The sequence below is a fragment of the Chryseobacterium sp. CFS2 genome (genome assembly GCF_036543225.1).
Classification (GTDB): Bacteria; Bacteroidota; Bacteroidia; order Flavobacteriales; family Weeksellaceae; genus Chryseobacterium; species Chryseobacterium culicis_A.
The window spans coordinates 1-16,070 of record NZ_JAZHQU010000001.1 but is presented as its reverse complement, the minus strand read 5'-3'; the positions used below and the strand labels follow the sequence as shown (position 1 = coordinate 16,070).

Below are 16,070 nucleotides of genomic sequence, written 5' to 3'. Positions count from 1 at the left end.
GAAAGAGAAGCAGGAGTAGTGATCCCCGCCAAATTTCTGGTTAGTTTTCGATGTTGAGCTTGTAAAAGTAAAATAACCCATTGACGATACAAAATAGGCTCCCTATCAGGCAGCCTATTTTATTTTTGTCTTAAATTAAATTAAAACTTTGTGCTTCAACTAAGTTATTATAATGTAAGTACAATTTCTATAGGGGTGTATAGATAATATGCATGAATGCAGGACCTTGAGTATAATTGAATGTACCCCCTGTTCTTGTTGAGCAATAAATTACATCTCCGGCATTGAGTAATTTGACATAGGTTCCTCCAGATGAAACCATTCCTCCAAGTAGATGGGTTCCTGGAAAAACCCATGTCGGTGAGCCTGCGCTAATATATAAGGTGTATAAAGCTTTACTATTTGTATTTTCAAGTTTTACCCCTGCTACAATCTGATATATTCCTGCTTTTGCCACTGTGTATGTATTATTTGCTGAATTCCAGGTGCCTGCATTGGGTTTATTAATATTAACTGAACTGAATACAACCTTATGGTCAGCTCCATTTCCTGACAGGGAAGCAGAAAGAGACGAGTTTTGCTCCGCATGAAAGATGCTTTCCGGAATCTTTAATGAGCCCATAAAGTTATCGGGATTAATCTGTGAAATAGCCCCACCTCCATCTGCTACTACAATTCCGTAATTAGCAGCACTATTGACATAATCTATTTTGTGGATTCTCACATTACCATTTACATCCAATGTACGATCTGGAGTATTAGTATTAATCCCTACATTTCCATTAGGAATAATACTTACTCTGGAAGCGTTATTACTGGTCAGATTTAATGTATTGGCAGTAGTGGTCCCTATAAATGCAGATCCTCCTCCGATGTAAGTTTTCAGATTGACAGATCCATTATTATGACTGATTCCAAAGCTATTATCCGGTGTTTGTACGGTAAGTTTAGTATCTGGATTGGCGGTACCTACCCCAAAGCGGTGATTAGCAGCATCCACAGAAATAGTGCTTCCATCCACAGAAAAAGCATTGATTTTGTTACCCGTAAAAGTTAAAGTATTTGAACCCTGTGTTACAGTCCTGTTTCTGGTAAGGCTGCCGTCTGCAGTATAAATATTTGCTGAGGCAGCCCCAGTGTCGCTGGCAGTAGATCTCCACGATGAATTGGTAAAAACGAATTCCTGTATTTTACCATTAGGAATAGTAGTACCGTTTAAGGTAGCCCCAAACCCACCTGTTGTATTGTTATAGACAATCAAACGCTGGCCGGCATTAGGCGCATTAGGCGCAGAAATAGCCACTGTTGCTGTAGCAGCTCCTGTAAGTTGTACCTGGCTCACATTACTTGGGATGGTAGCTGCATTACCAGTCACAGCCAAACTACTTTCACGGGTAGTGATTGCTCCGTTTATATCCAGCGTTGTTCCCGGATTGGATGTATTAATACCTACATTCCCTTTTTGGGCATAGACTGACAGGTTTACCAATAGTAAACCTACTAATAATTTTTTCGAAATCATAATATGTGTTTTTAATTTTTCTCCAATAGGAGAGTTATTTTTTTATATGCAAATATCCTTGTTTTTTTAGTTTGTGGCCAAAAAAACACATACATCAAATATACATCATTCGCTGTTCAGCGGCCATTTGGGCTAATATTGTTAAAAATTCAGGTTTTTAAACCCTTGTTTAATATTGAAATGCTTTTTTATGCATCTATTGAACATTTCAACTTCCCTTAAATTATAAGTAATCCCATCAAAACAGATCTGTGAAAATGTAAATTTCATTTTTAAAGAAGTATGATAAAAGAATCCTTTCATGTTATAATTAAAAAGGATCTCAAAAAAATGCCTGGAAAATACAGCTACTCTGATGGCAATACCAGAGATTGAATTTTACTTACGGGCTGTAAAAGAAACCTGATTTATTTCTGAATGTGAAATATGCCATATCCTCTTAGGGGAGAGGAAGTTTTATCATACAAAGATTATCATGGGGTGGAAAAACGCTGACTTATCTATGATTTATGGAAAACAACTCCATTTAAGTTGCTTTGGATTTAATTTTCTCTGAAATTTTTGTGTGATTTTTCACCTATGAAAAGAGGAAATGAATAGTGAGATATAAGGATCGGGATATTTTATTCTGATCAGACATAAAAAAAACTATCCCAAAGGATAGTTTTTCAGTAAAAATAAATTGAAAGTTATATGTTTTGTTATTTTTTCTTCATACTTGTTCCAGCTAAGGAACTGATGAATACTAGGCCAAACCCGATATAGGCGGCAAATGCCGTCAGGTATATAATTAAGCTGTTAAAGCTTGGTTTTAGGGCGTATACCAACACAGAAAATGCAGCAAAACTTAATACCAGCAATAGGCTCCATATATGCAATTTTGCAGCATCTTCATTTCTCTTAAAAATCATTTCAAAAAAGGCTCTCATCATTACTCACATTTTAAGGGTTATACAATTAATTAAAAAATAAAGGCGTACTCATCACGGTAAAAAGAATAAATTCCTTTACTGGGCTAAGGTTCACGATGACTTTGCCATTTATTTATATCGTTATACCGGGCTGAAAGTCCGGGAAATTTTTGTTTTTTGAATCAATAAAGATTCTTTGCTATTGTGATACCAGTTAGATACGGGGTGCAAAATTGCTGTGAAAAACTAACGGGGGTTAATTAATCACAAACCCGTATCTTGTACGGCATCGTAGAAAAAAAAGGATTCATATACTAGATATGAAATTGAATCAGTGGAAAAACTGAAAATCCACAGAAAACCTCTTTTCTCATCCTTAGTGTTTTTTTAATTTTTTCTCAATATTTTACATGCTAATATCATGCCAAAGTTATATATTCGCGATCAACACTTTGTTTCACGGGATTGATAGAACCTGTACTGAAACATATTTTTATCTGTTATTTCCTTAAACAAAGAAAAATTTTCCGTTTTTCCTGCTTGGTAATTTGAAACGTAGAAAATATTACGGTGAAAATTTTTTATATATTTCTAATACGATCAGAAAAGTTTAGAAATGAAGATGGAGGTTTATTTAAAGTAAAACAGACTAAGTACGTTTCTATTAAATTTGTGTTATCTGTGAAATCATTTGTGGCATTTGTGTTTAATCTTAAAACCACCAATAACACTAATATCTTTACACTAATTTCACAAATAGAAAAAGTAAAATTCATTGATAAAAAATATAGGTATACAGACTAAATTTCGTTCCTATTGAATCTAAGAGTTATGTACTATTAAAAAAAGAAAAACCGCCTTTACAGACGGTTTCAGGTTTTTACCAGTTTTTATCAATCATATAAATAATCTGTGTCAAAGCTGTGGCGCCCAATAAAAGCTCTCTTCGGTTCACTTTTTCAAAAGTATCTTCTTCAGTGTGGTGAATATCGAAGTAGCGTTGAGAATCCGGCATCAATTCAGCTGCAGGAATGCCCATGTTGTGAAGGGGATAGAGATCCGTTCCTGAAAAGCGCTCTTCAAAATTGTAAACTCCGTAAGGAAGGAATAGGTTTGACCAGCTTTTGATCTGGTTTCTTTTGGTATCATCCATATCCAGAGCAATACCTCTTGGTGCAAAGCCTCCGGCATCTGTTTCGATGGCAAAAAGATGTTTTTCATTCTTCTCTTTTACGGTTTTACCATATTGTATTCCGCCTTTTACACCGTTTTCTTCATTGGCGAAACATACCACTCTGATGGTGTGGTTATTTTGTAATCCTAACTTTTTAAAAGTTCGTAACACTTCAATACTCTGAACAATTCCGGCACCGTCATCATGTGCTCCTTCACCTACATCCCAGGAATCAAGATGTCCGCCTACCACAATAACGCTTTGGTCTTTTTTACCTGTGATTTCTCCGATTACCGAGTGGGAAAGTTTTTCTCCTTTCATTCCACAGTTGGAATTAAGTTTAGCCATTATTTTCTGGCCTTTCAATAAGGCTTCCAGTTCATCTGCAGTAGTGCTTCCGATGGCTACGGCTGGTATTTTGGATACTTTATCTTCATAGCGCATTGCTCCGGTGTGTGGAACATCGTCAAAGGCAGAAGAAAGAGATCTGATGATGGCAAATTTTCCCCCTTTTTTTGCTGTTAGTGAAGCTGCTGTCGTTCTATATTTTGCAGCGTCACCGTATCCTTTGAAAGTCTCTATGAATGACTGGCTGAAAGGGTAGTTGAAGAACACAATTTTATCTTTTACCTTTTCGGCAGGAAGTTTATCGTATTCTTCCATAGATTTTACCATAATGATTTCTCCCGAAATATCTTTTCCTCCGGTTCCTTCAGAATTTCCAAGAGAAAGCATTTTAAGACTTTTCCATTTTCCGTTAGAAGCCTGGATGTGCAGGGATTCTTTTCCCCTTACCCATACCGGAACCATTACTTCCTGAAGCCATACTTTATCAGCTCCGGCATCACGAAGTTTCTGTTCTGCCCATTTTACGGACTTTTCATAGGCTTCAGAACCGCTTAAACGGTGGCCTATATTTTTTGTAAGCTCTCTGAGCTCTGTATATCCTTTTCCGTTGTTCAGGATTTCTGTGGAGATCTTTCTGAACTGGATGGAGTCTTCTTTAGACTGGCCAAAAGCAGCCATTCCAAAAAGCAATAATGAAGTTCCTAATATCTTTTTCATTGTTACCAATTTTTATCAATCATATAAATAAGTTGTGTCATTACCGCAGAGCCCAATAAAAGCTCTCTTCGGTTGACTTTTTCAAAAGTGTCTTCTTCCGTGTGGTGAATATCGAAATAACGCTGTGGATCGGGTACCAGCTCAGCCGTGGGCACTCCCATTTCGTGGAGCGGAGCAATATCTGATCCGGAATATTTACCTTCAAAGTTGTACACTCCATAAGGTAGAAACAGGCTGACCCAGCTTTTGATCTGATTTCTCTGAGTTTCATTCATTTCCAGAGAAATTCCTCGTGGTGAGAATCCTCCTGCGTCTGATTCTATGGCAAAAAGATGTTTCTCATTGTTTTCTTTGGCAATTTTACCATATTGTTTGCCGCCTTTTGTTCCGTTTTCTTCATTGGCAAAACAAACTGCACGGATGGTATGATTATTCTGAATTCCTAATTTTTTAAAAGTTCGTAATACTTCAATACTCTGTACAATTCCGGCACCGTCATCATGAGCGCCTTCGCCCACATCCCAGGAATCCAGATGTCCACCGACAACAATTACGCTTTGGTCTTTTTTGCCTGTGATTTCTCCGATCACGGAGTGGGAGCGTTTTTCCCCTTTCATTCCACAATTGGAATTGAGTTTAGCAGTGACTTTCTGGTTTTTCAAAAGAACTTCCAGCTCATCAGCAGAGATATTTCCTATAGTGACGGCCGGTATTTTCGAAGTATTCTCGTCATAGCGCATGTTTCCTGTATGAGGAACATCATCGAAAGCAGAAGAAAGCGACCGGATGATGGCAAATTTACCTCCTTTTTGAGCGGTCAATGAAGCGGCTGTTCTTCTGTAAGGACTTGCGTCACGGTAAGAAATAAATGTCTGTACATTTTCCTGATGAAAAGGATAGTTGAAAAATACAATTTTACCCTTTACTTTTTCTGCGGGAAGCTGTTCATATTCTTCCAGTGATTTCACCATAATAATATCACCGGAGAGATCTTTTCCTCCAGTTCCTTCAGAATTTCCAAGGGAAAGCATTTTCAGACTTTTCCATTTTCCGTTAGAGGTTTGAATATGCAGTGATTCTTTTCCTCTTACCCAAACCGGAATCATTACTTCCTGAAGCCATACTTTATCAGCTCCGGCATCACGAAGTTTCTGAGCTGCCCATTGTACTGATTTTTCATAGGCTTCAGAACCACTTAGACGATGTCCTATATTTTTGGTGAGCTCTTTCAGTTCATTGTATCCTTTACCATTGTTCAGAATTTCTGTGGAAATCTTTTTGAATTGGATAGAATCTTCTGTAGACTGGCCAAAAGCAGCCATTCCAAAAAGCAATAATGAGGTTCCTAATATCTTTTTCATTGTTACCAGTTTTTATCAACCATAAAAATCATCTGTGTCATTGCCACTGCTCCGAGAAGAAGCTCTCTTTTGTTCACTTTGTCGAAAGTATCCTGTTCGGAATGATGGTAGTCGAAATATCTTTGGGTGTCTACAACAAGCTCAGCTAAAGGAATGTCGAGTTTTTTTAAAGGTGAAATATCCTGAATAGCCTCTGTTTGGTCAAAATCATAAACCCCGTAAGGAAGAAAATATTCTTTCCATGGAAAAACCAATCTTCTTCTTTGAGGTGACATGTCTAACGAAAACCCTCGTGGAGAATAACCTCCGGCATCTGTTCCTAGGGCAAATACATGTTTTTCGTCTTTCTTTTTTACATAAGCAGCATACATTTCACGGCCTTGTCCTCCGTTTTCACTGTTGGCATACAAGACCACGCGGATGGTATGGTTATTTTCATATCCAAGTGCTTTTAGCGTTCTTAAGACTTCGATACACTGCACAACTCCTGTTCCATCATCAATTGCACCTTCGCCAAAATCCCATGAATCAAGCTGAGCACCTAAAACGATTACTTTAGAATCTTTTTTGCCGCCAATTTCAGCAATAATATTGGGATTTGTTGTATCTCCTTTTGATTCGGCGGTCATGTTTATTTTAGCCGTGACTTTTTGTTTTTTTAAGGTTCTTTCCAATTCATCAGCAGATCGTACTCCAATTGATAAAGCCGGTATTTTAACTTTATCGTCTGGTTCGTAGTAAATCATTTTAGCATGAGGAGTGTCGTCATTAGCGGTTGTTAATGATCGTATAATTAATGCTTTTGCGCCTGTTTTAGCAATTACGGAAGCCGAAATTAATTTTGATTTTGCCGTCAGTAAATAGGAATCACTGGTATTGATAATTTTCGGATCCATAGGTACATTTACGAAAACTATTTTGTCTTTTAACTGGCCTATTGACATTGCGTTCAGTTCTGAAGTGGAATTGATTAAAATAATTTCACCTACGAGATCTTTTCCGCCTGTTCCTTCAGAATTTCCAAAGGACAGCATTCTGATATTTTTCCAGTCTCCGTTTCCTGATTTTATCTGTAAAGATTCTTTTCCTCTGATCCAGACAGGAGCTTTGGCTTCTTGCCTCCAGATCATATTAATACCAATTTCCTTGAACTTTTTTTCTGCCCATTCCGCAGCCTTTGCATAGCCTGGAGTTGCACTGAAACGCGATCCTATTCCTTTGGTAAGTTCTCCGAGGTTATCATAAGCCTTACCATTGGTCATAATTTCATCTGAAATTTTTCTGAACTCATCATGATAATTGAATTTGGCAACAGTACCTTTTTTTGCAGGATTTTTTTGTGGCTTTTTCTGAGAAAATAAAAATCCACTCAAAAAGAGTGGAAGTATAATGAATATTTTTTTCATTTTTTATTTACTTATCTTTTCCGTTGATAAAAGTAGGGAAAAATTAGTAATTTATTAAGGTTTCATGTCGTACATTAACAGGGCTGTAATCAACTTGGGCTCAATGAATGTACATTTCGGAGGCATACTTAATTTTAAGTCTGAAATTTTAATCATATCATTAAAACTTACAGGATAAATTCCGAAACCTACTTTTCCTTCACCGCTGTCTACTTTTTCTTTTAAAAGGTTGATCCCGTTGATATTGGAAGTTCCTTTTACATAAGAAATAAGCTCAGAGCTATCCGGATCTTCAATTTTCAGGATGTTTTTGAAAATATATTTGTCCAGAAGATGGTGATCCAGATTGTCAAGAGACATTTCTTTGGAACGAAGATCGTGCTTCACGTGAAGAGAGTAGAACTTCCCATCCATATACATTGAAATATGGAATTTCTGAGAAGGGTAGTATGATGTTTCTCCTTTTTCGTGAATAAGGAAATATTTATCAAGTTCCTTCAGGAAGTCTTCGGGAGCGATGCCATTCAGGTCATGTAAGATTCTGTTATAATCATGAATCTTAATCGACTGATTGGAGACAATAAAGCTGTATACAAAGTTGTAAAGCTCTGTACCATTATGCTTTTTGTTTTTCTCCTTGTGGTATTTGGCGTTTATAGCTGTGGAACCAATTCTGTGGTGACCGTCTGCAATATAGAATGAATCAATCTGATCGATTACTTCTTTAAACTGCTGCAGCTTCAGACGGTTGTCTATTCTCCAGATTTTGTGTCTGATCCCAATAGAATCCACATGATTGAAGATAGGAACATTTTTTTCCTCATGGTTCATCAGCAATTCAATTTTTGAATTGGCAGGGTAGGTAAGAAGTACAGGTTCTGCCTGAAGATTTACTTTTTCAAGGTAATGCGCCAGTTTCTCCTTTTTCTGAGGAATGGTACTTTCATGTCTTTTGATTTTTCCACTCCAGAAATCTTCGATGCTAGCTAATCCCAGAAGTCCTCTGAACACCTGTTTGTTTGGATAGATCTGCTCATAAAGATAATAGGCAGAGTTGTCCTGGACCAATTTCTTTTCGTCCAGAAGTTCTTCAAATGTAGAACGAATCTTTCGCAGGTTCCGGTCAATATCTTTAGATTTACTTACAACATAGGGTTTAATCATATTGATGTAAGTATTTTCAACTTGAGCTTTCTCTGCAATCTCTTCCTGGGTGAAATTATCCAGTGGATGGGTAGGGAAAGTACTCTCAAAGTCTCTATGAGGTCTTATTCCACGGAAAGGTTTAAAAACAGGCATATTTATCTTATAGTTTCTTTTTGTAGCTTAATAATTTGTTCTGCAAGTTCGATACCGATTTTTTCTTGCGCATCCACTGTGTTGCCGCCTACATGAGGAGATAGTGATAATGCGGGATTCATCAGTAAAGGGAGTTCCGGATTGGGTTCGTTTTCAAAAACATCCAAAGCAGCTCCGGCTATTTTTCCTGACTCGATAAAATCAATCAGTGTCACTTCATTGATGACACCTCCTCTTGCAGTATTTACAATATAGACTCCATCTTTCATTTTTTCAAACTGAGGGGTGTCTATAATATACTCGTTCGTTTTCGGCGTATTGATACTGATGAAATCTGCATCTTTAAGGAATGCATCCATATCATTGGTGGAAGTGATTTCAAAGTTTACCGACTGTCCATCGAAGAAATTCAGCGTAAGAAGTTCTGTCTTAGGGCTTCTTGTCAGAACGGTTACTTTCATTCCTAAAGCAATTCCTATTTTGATGACTTCCTGGCCAATACTTCCAAAGCCGATTACTCCTAATGTTTTTCCTGAAAGTTCATACGCATTGCTGAATGACTTTTTCATGGCGTTGAAATGAGTTTCTCCTTCCAAAGGCATGAGTCTGTTCGATTCGTGAAGGAATCTTGCCAGTGAAATGAAATGTCCGAAAACCAATTCTGCCACTGATTTTGATGATGCTGTAGGCGTATTGATTATTTTAATGCCTTTGCTTTTGGCATATTCCACATCAATATTGTCCATTCCGATACCGCCTCTTCCGATAATTTTAAGGTTCGGGCATGCATCAATCAGATCCTGTCTCACTTTCGTTGCACTTCTTACCAGAAGAACATCCACATTATTATCGTTGATAAAATTAATAACGTGATCCTGAGCCACTCTATTGTCCAGAATTTCAATTCCGGCTTCTTTTAGAGCATTTTCTCCTGCTTTTGAAATTCCGTCGTTTGCTAAAACTTTCATGAGTTATTTTATTACAGATTTTAGATTGAAGATGTCAGAAGCTAGATTTTGAGGTCTGTTATCCGACATCTGTTGTCTGATATCTTTTTATTTTTTCGGTCGCCTAATATAAGCTATTTTATTGACTTCATTACATCCACCAAAACCTGTACACTTTCAATAGGTAAGGCATTGTATAAGCTTGCTCTGTATCCGCCTAAGCTTCTGTGTCCGTTTAATCCACTGATACCTGCAGCTTTCCATGCATTGTCAAATTCTTCTTTCTTGCTTTCATCTGTAATTTTGAAAGAAACATTCATCAATGAACGGTCTTCTTTTACGCAGAAAGTTTCGAATAGCGGATTGCTGTCAATTTCATCATATAAAAGCTTGGCTTTGGCTTCGTTTCTCTGTTCTGCAGCAGCAATTCCTCCATTTTTTTCAAGATATTGAAGGGTAAGTAAAGAAGCGTATACAGGGAATACCGGTGGAGTATTGTACATAGATTCTTTAGCGATGTGCTGAGAATAATCCAGGATAGAAAACATATTTTCTCTTCCTGTTTTACCAAGGATTTCTTTTTTAATCACTACCAAAGTAACTCCTGCAGGTCCCATATTCTTTTGAGCGCCGGCATAGATCAGATCAAATTTAGAGAAATCCAGTTGTCTTGAGAAAATATCAGAACTCATATCACATACCATCAGCGTATCCACTTCAGGGAAAGATTTCATTTGAGTTCCGTAGATTGTGTTGTTGGAAGTACAGTGGAAATAATCATATTCTGCACCTACCGTATAGTCTTTAGGAATAAAAGAATAGTTTTCTTCTTTTGAAGAGCCTACTACATCTACCGTTCCTACTTTTTTTGCTTCTTTGATGGCTCCGGCTGCCCATGTTCCTGTATCCAGGTAAGCTGCTTTGCCACCTACTTTCATCAGGTTGTAAGGAACCATTGCAAACTGCAGGCTGGCACCTCCTCCTAAATAAAGTACTTCATAATCATCACCAAGATTCATCAATCTTTTTACAATGGCACGCGCTTCATCCATTACAGCAACGAAATCCTTGCTTCTGTGGGAGATTTCAAGAAGAGACAATCCAATACCGTTAAAGTCCAGGATAGCCTGTGCTGATTTTTCAAATACCTCTTGAGGTAAAATACATGGTCCTGCGCTGAAGTTGTGCTTTTTGTTCATATTTTATTTTTTTTGATGCTTCCGGATTTTACATTCCTTCTGCTTTATTTTTGGTTAAATGAGAGTTTGGGTCAAAAAAAGCCGCCTCACAGATCATGAGACGGAATTTTTTTTATTCGCCGTGTAAGAATGCTTTTTTATTAAGAAGAGCATCTTCTGATTCTACGTGATCCTCGTCAGGTACGCAGCAGTCCACAGGACATACAGCAGCACACTGAGGTTCTTCGTGGAATCCTTTACATTCTGTACATTTATCAGTTACAATGAAGTATACGTCATCACTTACAGGTTCCTGTGGTGCGTTGGCATCTACAGTAAGTCCCGACGGCATCGTAATAGTACCTTGAAGAGCCGTTCCGTCAGAAGCTTTCCAATCTACAGCTCCTTCATATATTGCATTATTTGGACATTCCGGTTCACAAGCCCCGCAGTTAATGCATTCATCAGTTATTTTAATAGCCATCGCTAATTTTTTTTAAATTTGCACAAAATTACAAAATATTCCCCAATTTTAAAGTAATTATGAATACCGAAAATCAAGTTTTAGGACTTATTAAATTAAGTGATTATATAAAAGCGTTTTTAGCGAAGAAACCGGAAGATCACAATGAAGATGATGTTGATATTGAATTATTGTTAAAAAGATCTGAAATAGAGAATCCGTGGTTTACCATTGATAATCAGAAATTTGCTTTACAGCAATGGACAGATCTTTTGACTGAAGAGAATATCAAAAACTGGCTTGGAAATTATTCCATCTCTAAAATTTCAAAAAGAGTTGGACTTATTTTAGCCGGAAATATCCCTTTGGTAGGGTTTCACGATGTGATTTCTGTTGTTTTGAGCAATCATATTCCTGTGATTAAGCTGTCTTCAAAGGATAAGTATATGATTCCGTTTTTATTAAAGAAATGGAGTGCGTTTTCTAATGAAAATGTAACTTTTGAATTTGTAGAAAAATTAGAAAATTTCGATGCCGTTATTGCTACAGGAAGTAACAATACTGCGAGATATCTTGAATATTATTTTAAAAATCATTTAAGTATTATCCGCAAAAACAGAACTTCTGTTGCTGTACTGAAGGGTGATGAAACGAATGAGGAACTGCAGTTATTAGCAAAAGATATTTTTCAGTATTTTGGACTAGGATGCAGAAATGTAACGAGAATTTTTATTCCGAAAGATTTTGTGATTGACAGACTGTTTGAAAGCTTCTTAGGTTTCCAGGATATTATCAATCATAATAAATATGCCAACAATTATGACTATAACCGAGCTGTTTATCTTTTAAATCAGGATAAATTCTGGGATAATAATTTTGTGATGCTGAAGGAAGATGATAAACTGTTCAGCCCACTTTCTGTAATTAATTTCAGCAGATATGAATCTTTGGATGATGTAAAATCTTTTATTGCAGAAAATGAAGAAAATATTCAATGTGTAGTAGCAAAAGAAGAGGCAGGATTGGATGCAATAGCTTTTGGTGAAGCACAAAATCCAGGCCTGGATACCTACGCTGATAACGTAGATACAATGAAATTTTTAGAACTGGTCTGATTTTCGTATCTTCCATCACTTATTTCACCAGAACAAAAATGAATACTATGAGAAAATTATTGCTCGGACTTGCTCTTGTAGGCGGACAGTTGATTTTTGCACAAAAAGTAACGGGTGCAAAGGTCGAAAATAGTCCCCAAAAAGAGCAGCAGGCCAGTATAAGTAAGGAAAAGATCAGTTTGTATAACGATAACTTCCTTAAGTTTATTGATGCTTTACAGGCTTCTGACCGTAAGACTATTGATGGATTGCTTTCTGAGAAAGTGAAGGAAATTGTAACGGATAATGTTCTTAAAAAAGTTAAAGATGGCATTGATCCCAATAAAAAGCTTGAAATCTTAAAAGCAGGATATTACAAGACAATGGATGGCTTGAATCATCCGAGTATTAAATATAAATACGTAGGAGAATCATCTTCCAAAGAGGCTATTACAGCTGTATTTGAAGATGATGGAAAGATTTTAGGGGTATTGCCTGCGAAATAAACTTATTTTCAATTAAATAAAAAATATTAACTATGATGACAGATGTTTTAGTCGCTCATTCTTCGGATGTGGAGAAAGCGAATTTTTACAAGAAGACGTATTTGCATGTTGCTTTATCAATTCTTGCTTTTATTGGAGTTGAAACGATATTATTAAAAACTGTTCCGGCAGAACTGATTGCAATGATGTTCGGTCAGAGATATATCTGGTTACTGATCATTGGAGTTTTCTGGTTAGCTTCTGTTTTGGCTTCAAAATGGTCTCTTTCACAGAGTAAATCCACTCAGTATCTGGGATTAGGGTTTTATATCTTGCTTGAAGCAATTATCTTCATGCCTCTGCTTTTTATTGCAACAAATATTGAAGGGGGAGCTAATGTAATTTTCCAGGCTGCTACCTTAACAATTGCTATGTTTGCGGGTATTTCAGCAGTAGCATTTACCTCTAAAAGAGACTTTTCTTTCTTAAGAAATATCATTGTAATCGGAGGATTTATTTCAATCGGACTGATTGTTGGAGGAATGATCTTTGGTTTTAACCTTGGGCTGTGGTTTTCAGTAGGGATGGTAATCCTTGCTTCGGCTACCATTTTATATCAGACCAGTAAACTGAAAGATTCATATGGTACCAACCAATATGTTGGAGCAGCCTTGCAGCTTTTTGCTTCCATTATGCTTTTGTTCTGGTATATCCTAAATATTCTGATGAGCAGAAGAAACTAATTGATAAGTTATTTTAGCTTTTAAATAATAGTCCCGGTGAATTTTCATCGGGATTTTTTTTTATACAGATATTTTTAAACACAAATGGCACAAATGATTTTCACGGATAACACAAATTTAATAGGAATGGACTTTAGTCTCTTTACTTTAAATAAACCCTCATCAATGGCTTTCGCCGGAACTTTATAACAACGGATTTCACTGATTGATATTGATAATTGTGTATGTTTTGATGGATAAATTTCACATCTTCTATTTGTGAAATTAGTGCAAAGATATTAGTGTTATTAGTGGTTTTTAAGATTAAACACAAATGGCACAAATGATTTCACGGATAACACAAATTTAATAGGAATGGGCTTTAGTCTCTTTACTTTAAATAAAGCCTCATCAATGGCTTTCGCCGAAACTTATAAGTATCCCACAGATTCCACAGATTGACACGGATGCATGCGTATATTTATTTGCGTTATTTGTGAAGGAATATTTGTGTTACTTGTGGTTTTGAAAAATCAAATACAAAGTTCGCAAATGTTTTCGCGGATAACATGAATTCAATAAGATTAATAGGAGCGGGCTTTAGCCCGTTTTATATTGTATAGATATCTTCCAACGGCTTTAGCCAAAACTTATAAGTATTCTGCTGATTTCAAAGATTAACACAAACGATTGCATGTTATTTTGATGAATGGATTGGTAATATTCTATTGGTGATATTTGTGAAAATCATTTGTATTATTAGTGGTTTCAGAAGTAAACCCAAAAAATCCTGATGAAAATATCACCGGGATTTTAATTGGTTATTCTTGACGGATTTTCATACAACTTCCAGCCTCATGTGACGGATTAAGGTCCTTTGAAGTACATTTTAGTTGAAATAAAAAATTCTTAAAGAATAGAAAAAAGTATAGTAATGAGGAAAACCTCAGGTATTGTATAGTTTGTGTTTTTGCACTCTTTTGATTAAGGATAATCGAAAGATGTTATTTGTCGATTGATCCTAAAACCTTTTGAGCAAAAGAGTTTAAAGCATCTTTTTCACTCATTCCGCTTTGTACATTAGCGTGAACTTCTAAAGCTCCGCAGATGTTGGTAATCAATTCTCCTGCAACATTTAAGTCTTCTTCGCTTGTTCCTCTGAATTCACAGAAGCTTTCCAGTACTTCTAATGTTTTTTCAAGATTTTCAGGAGTCTGATTCTGATAAAACTGTCTGATTACGGGTAATTTCATTATGCTAATTCGTTAAAAAGGTTAATTAAACTTTCTGCCTGGTTAGATTGAACCTGGTTGACCAATTCTCCGTTTTTAAAGATGGCGAAAGTAGGTAAGTTGTCTACTTTTGCTAATTTTCTGCTTTCAGGAAGCTTCTCAGCATCTACATATAAAAATGGAATAGTGTCATTTTCAGAGGCTAATTTTTTGAATTTTGGCTTCATGATTCTGCAGTTTCCGCACCATGTTGCGCCATATTGAACAACTACTTTTTCGTTGTCGTTAACTATATTTTGTAATGTATCTTCGGTTAATTCTGTGTACATAAGTTTATTTTTAAAAAATAAACAATGTAACAATCTAAAAATTGACCAATCTAACAATTCAAAAAAAGACTTTTAAAATTGTTATACTGTTAGATTGTTACATTGTTGTATTTAAATTAAGATATTAATTTTTTGCTAAGTATTCTGCTGTAGAAGTTCTGTCAGCTTTCATAGCGTCTTTTCCTTCTTCCCAGTTTGCAGGGCATACTTCACCGTGTTTTTGAACGTGCGTGTAAGCGTCAATTAATCTTAAGAATTCTTTTACGTTTCTTCCTAGAGGCATATCGTTTACCGCTTCGTGGAAGATTTTTCCAGTTTCGTCGATAAGGTAAGTCGCTCTGTAAGTTACGTTAGACCCTGTGAACACTTCTTCTCCTTCTTCATTGTATTCGAAATCCTGATCAACAATTCCTAACGTGTTAGCCAATTGTCTGTGAGTATCTGCTAAAAGTGGGTAAGTTACTCCTTCAATTCCTCCGTTATCTTTTGGTGTGTTCAGCCATGCGAAGTGTACTTCGTTAGTATCACAAGATGCACCGATTACTTTAGTGTTTCTTTTTTCGAATTCACCTAAAGCCTCCTGGAAAGCGTGAAGCTCAGTAGGGCATACGAAAGTGAAATCTTTAGGGTACCAGAATAAAAGAACTTTTTGCTGGTTGTTTACTGCTTCATCAAGGATGTTGATTCTTAGATCGTCACCCATTTCAGACATTGCGTCGATTGTTAAATTTGGGAATTTTTTTCCTACTAAAGACATAATTTTCTGTTTTTATATTTAAATTTCTTATGCAAATATATAAAAGATTCATCTATCGAACAAACAAATATCGATAAATAAAATCTATAATTGTTTTTGGTGCGTTGTGAAATAAAAAAGCCCTG

The 16,070-nt window shown here is 36.3% G+C and carries 15 protein-coding genes; 3 read left to right on the top strand and 12 right to left on the bottom strand.

The annotated features are described in order from the left end of the window. Nucleotides 1-187: 187 nt before the first annotated feature. The 9 genes from ODR02_RS00075 to ODR02_RS00035 all read right to left on the bottom strand — a co-directional run bounded on the left by ODR02_RS00075 (nucleotide 188) and on the right by ODR02_RS00035 (nucleotide 11,347). Complete coding sequence (locus ODR02_RS00075) at nucleotides 188-1,522, bottom strand: hypothetical protein (protein WP_309511244.1); 1,335 nt, start codon at nucleotides 1,520-1,522, stop codon at nucleotides 188-190. A 701-nt stretch (nucleotides 1,523-2,223) separates the two neighbouring features. Next, nucleotides 2,224-2,454: a hypothetical protein gene (locus ODR02_RS00070; RefSeq protein WP_209784804.1), complete on the bottom strand. Its 231-nt coding sequence runs from the start codon at nucleotides 2,452-2,454 to the stop codon at nucleotides 2,224-2,226. A gap of 859 nt (nucleotides 2,455-3,313) precedes the next feature. Then, complete coding sequence (locus ODR02_RS00065) at nucleotides 3,314-4,672, bottom strand: M20/M25/M40 family metallo-hydrolase (protein WP_309511243.1); 1,359 nt, start codon at nucleotides 4,670-4,672, stop codon at nucleotides 3,314-3,316. A 2-nt stretch (nucleotides 4,673-4,674) separates the two neighbouring features. After that, a complete protein-coding gene (locus ODR02_RS00060; RefSeq protein WP_309511242.1) occupies nucleotides 4,675-6,033 on the bottom strand; it encodes a M20/M25/M40 family metallo-hydrolase in 1,359 nt (452 codons plus the stop codon). A 2-nt stretch (nucleotides 6,034-6,035) separates the two neighbouring features. Further along, entirely contained in the window at nucleotides 6,036-7,439 is a 1,404-nt protein-coding gene (locus tag ODR02_RS00055) for a M28 family peptidase (protein ID WP_309511241.1), read from the bottom strand. Between the two features lie 54 nt (nucleotides 7,440-7,493). Further along, nucleotides 7,494-8,738 carry a DUF1015 domain-containing protein gene (locus tag ODR02_RS00050; RefSeq protein ID WP_209784800.1) on the bottom strand — a complete coding sequence of 415 codons (1,245 nt, stop codon included), beginning with the start codon at nucleotides 8,736-8,738 and terminating at the stop codon, nucleotides 7,494-7,496. Nucleotides 8,739-8,740: 2 nt separating this feature from the next. Beyond that, nucleotides 8,741-9,706: a D-2-hydroxyacid dehydrogenase gene (locus tag ODR02_RS00045; RefSeq protein WP_209784799.1), complete on the bottom strand. Its 966-nt coding sequence runs from the start codon at nucleotides 9,704-9,706 to the stop codon at nucleotides 8,741-8,743. Nucleotides 9,707-9,819: 113 nt separating this feature from the next. Then, nucleotides 9,820-10,884 carry a 3-phosphoserine/phosphohydroxythreonine transaminase gene (serC, locus tag ODR02_RS00040; protein ID WP_209784798.1) on the bottom strand — a complete coding sequence of 355 codons (1,065 nt, stop codon included), beginning with the start codon at nucleotides 10,882-10,884 and terminating at the stop codon, nucleotides 9,820-9,822. A 112-nt stretch (nucleotides 10,885-10,996) separates the two neighbouring features. After that, nucleotides 10,997-11,347, bottom strand: coding sequence for a 4Fe-4S binding protein (locus ODR02_RS00035; protein WP_105682647.1), 351 nt, complete (start codon nucleotides 11,345-11,347; stop codon nucleotides 10,997-10,999). 59 nt (nucleotides 11,348-11,406) lie between these two features. On the opposite strand from ODR02_RS00035, the gene ODR02_RS00030 reads away from it, so the two are divergent. Genes ODR02_RS00030 through ODR02_RS00020 form a run of 3 tightly spaced genes read left to right on the top strand, consistent with a single transcriptional unit; the run spans nucleotide 11,407 to nucleotide 13,648 of the window. Further along, entirely contained in the window at nucleotides 11,407-12,441 is a 1,035-nt protein-coding gene (locus tag ODR02_RS00030) for an acyl-CoA reductase (RefSeq protein ID WP_309511240.1), read from the top strand. 47 nt (nucleotides 12,442-12,488) lie between these two features. Then, nucleotides 12,489-12,926 (top strand): peptidylprolyl isomerase, encoded by a 438-nt coding sequence (locus ODR02_RS00025; protein WP_309511239.1) that lies wholly within the window; start codon nucleotides 12,489-12,491, stop codon nucleotides 12,924-12,926. 32 nt (nucleotides 12,927-12,958) lie between these two features. Next, nucleotides 12,959-13,648: a Bax inhibitor-1/YccA family protein gene (locus tag ODR02_RS00020; RefSeq protein WP_105682644.1), complete on the top strand. Its 690-nt coding sequence runs from the start codon at nucleotides 12,959-12,961 to the stop codon at nucleotides 13,646-13,648. A 983-nt stretch (nucleotides 13,649-14,631) separates the two neighbouring features. Here the strand turns inward: ODR02_RS00020 and ODR02_RS00015 are convergent. From ODR02_RS00015 to ODR02_RS00005, 3 genes are all read right to left on the bottom strand, one after another. Continuing rightward, nucleotides 14,632-14,880 (bottom strand): DUF6952 family protein, encoded by a 249-nt coding sequence (locus ODR02_RS00015; RefSeq protein WP_123939986.1) that lies wholly within the window; start codon nucleotides 14,878-14,880, stop codon nucleotides 14,632-14,634. Then, nucleotides 14,880-15,188, bottom strand: a complete 309-nt coding sequence (locus tag ODR02_RS00010) for a thioredoxin family protein (RefSeq protein WP_105682642.1) — start codon at nucleotides 15,186-15,188, stop codon at nucleotides 14,880-14,882. Before ODR02_RS00010 ends, ODR02_RS00015 begins: the two co-directional genes overlap by 1 nt. Before the next feature lie 124 nt (nucleotides 15,189-15,312). After that, nucleotides 15,313-15,945, bottom strand: coding sequence for a peroxiredoxin (locus ODR02_RS00005; RefSeq protein ID WP_047098363.1), 633 nt, complete (start codon nucleotides 15,943-15,945; stop codon nucleotides 15,313-15,315). Between the last annotated feature and the right edge of the window lie 125 nt (nucleotides 15,946-16,070).

Coding starts and splice junctions, on each gene's coding strand:
- ODR02_RS00075 (WP_309511244.1), bottom strand. CDS start 1,522: ATGATTTCGAAAAAATTATTAGTAGGTTTACTATTGGTAAACCTGTCA.
- ODR02_RS00070 (WP_209784804.1), bottom strand. CDS start 2,454: ATGATGAGAGCCTTTTTTGAAATGATTTTTAAGAGAAATGAAGATGCT.
- ODR02_RS00065 (WP_309511243.1), bottom strand. CDS start 4,672: ATGAAAAAGATATTAGGAACTTCATTATTGCTTTTTGGAATGGCTGCT.
- ODR02_RS00060 (WP_309511242.1), bottom strand. CDS start 6,033: ATGAAAAAGATATTAGGAACCTCATTATTGCTTTTTGGAATGGCTGCT.
- ODR02_RS00055 (WP_309511241.1), bottom strand. CDS start 7,439: ATGAAAAAAATATTCATTATACTTCCACTCTTTTTGAGTGGATTTTTA.
- ODR02_RS00050 (WP_209784800.1), bottom strand. CDS start 8,738: ATGCCTGTTTTTAAACCTTTCCGTGGAATAAGACCTCATAGAGACTTT.
- ODR02_RS00045 (WP_209784799.1), bottom strand. CDS start 9,706: ATGAAAGTTTTAGCAAACGACGGAATTTCAAAAGCAGGAGAAAATGCT.
- serC (WP_209784798.1), bottom strand. CDS start 10,884: ATGAACAAAAAGCACAACTTCAGCGCAGGACCATGTATTTTACCTCAA.
- ODR02_RS00035 (WP_105682647.1), bottom strand. CDS start 11,347: ATGGCTATTAAAATAACTGATGAATGCATTAACTGCGGGGCTTGTGAA.
- ODR02_RS00030 (WP_309511240.1), top strand. CDS start 11,407: ATGAATACCGAAAATCAAGTTTTAGGACTTATTAAATTAAGTGATTAT.
- ODR02_RS00025 (WP_309511239.1), top strand. CDS start 12,489: ATGAGAAAATTATTGCTCGGACTTGCTCTTGTAGGCGGACAGTTGATT.
- ODR02_RS00020 (WP_105682644.1), top strand. CDS start 12,959: ATGATGACAGATGTTTTAGTCGCTCATTCTTCGGATGTGGAGAAAGCG.
- ODR02_RS00015 (WP_123939986.1), bottom strand. CDS start 14,880: ATGAAATTACCCGTAATCAGACAGTTTTATCAGAATCAGACTCCTGAA.
- ODR02_RS00010 (WP_105682642.1), bottom strand. CDS start 15,188: ATGTACACAGAATTAACCGAAGATACATTACAAAATATAGTTAACGAC.
- ODR02_RS00005 (WP_047098363.1), bottom strand. CDS start 15,945: ATGTCTTTAGTAGGAAAAAAATTCCCAAATTTAACAATCGACGCAATG.